The following is an 802-nucleotide window of genomic DNA, read 5'->3' on the forward strand; positions in this document are numbered from 1 at the left end:
ATCTTTTCGTATACTTCCCGGGAATCGGTCACGATTGCACCGCCCTCGCCAGTTGTGATGACTTTATTCTGACAAAAGCTCATCATTGCCGAGTCACCGAAGGTTCCGACTTTCCTGCCGCGAATAGATGCTCCAAAGGCCTCGGCAGCGTCTTCGATCAGGAGCAGATCATGGTCATCGGCAATCTCGCGCAGTTCCTGGATCCTGCAGGGGCATCCTCCATAGTGGACGGGCATGATCGCCCGCGTCTTAGGGGTGATTCGTTCGACCACATCTTCAGGGTCCAGCCCAAAGGTGGTTTCCTCGATGTCCGCAAAGACCGGTTTCGCCCCGACAAACTGGGGGGTGTTTGCCGTCGCGATGAAGGTGAAGGAGGGTACGATGACTTCATCACCAGGAGCGACCCCATGGGCAAGGAGGGCTGCATGGATTGCGGAGGTTCCAGAGTTAAATGTGAGGCAATATTTCGTACCGATATAATTCGCTATCTCTTCTTCGAATTTAGAGACATTTGGACCTACTGCCCAGTTCATCCCTGATCGAATCGCTTCACTGACGGCACTGACATCATCTTCGTCCCAGTACATTTTAAACAGGGGGATTTTCCAAGTCATAACTTAATCACCAATAGAGTCAGGGTTTCCACTATCAGGATCGATTGCTTTCACTATCCGTGCAGGCACTCCGTATGCAATTACATTCGCCGGGATATCCTTATTTACAAAACTAAAAGCTCCAATGATTGAGTTTTCTCCAATGGTGACACCAGGCATCACCACAGAATGCGTCCCAATTCTGCAAT

General features: G+C 50.4%; 1 protein-coding gene and 1 pseudogene. Both read right to left on the reverse strand.

Annotation, left to right across the window (positions count from 1 at the left end):
* Positions 1-614 (reverse strand): DegT/DnrJ/EryC1/StrS aminotransferase family protein (locus EI28_RS12370; protein WP_048115274.1); only part of this gene is annotated, 614 nt, incomplete at its 3' end.
* Positions 615-617: 3 nt separating this feature from the next.
* A pseudogene (locus EI28_RS13695) lies at positions 618-802 on the reverse strand (sugar O-acetyltransferase); the annotation flags it as partial.

This window comes from Methanoculleus sp. MH98A, from assembly GCF_000691865.1.
Lineage (GTDB): Archaea > Halobacteriota > Methanomicrobia > Methanomicrobiales > Methanoculleaceae > Methanoculleus.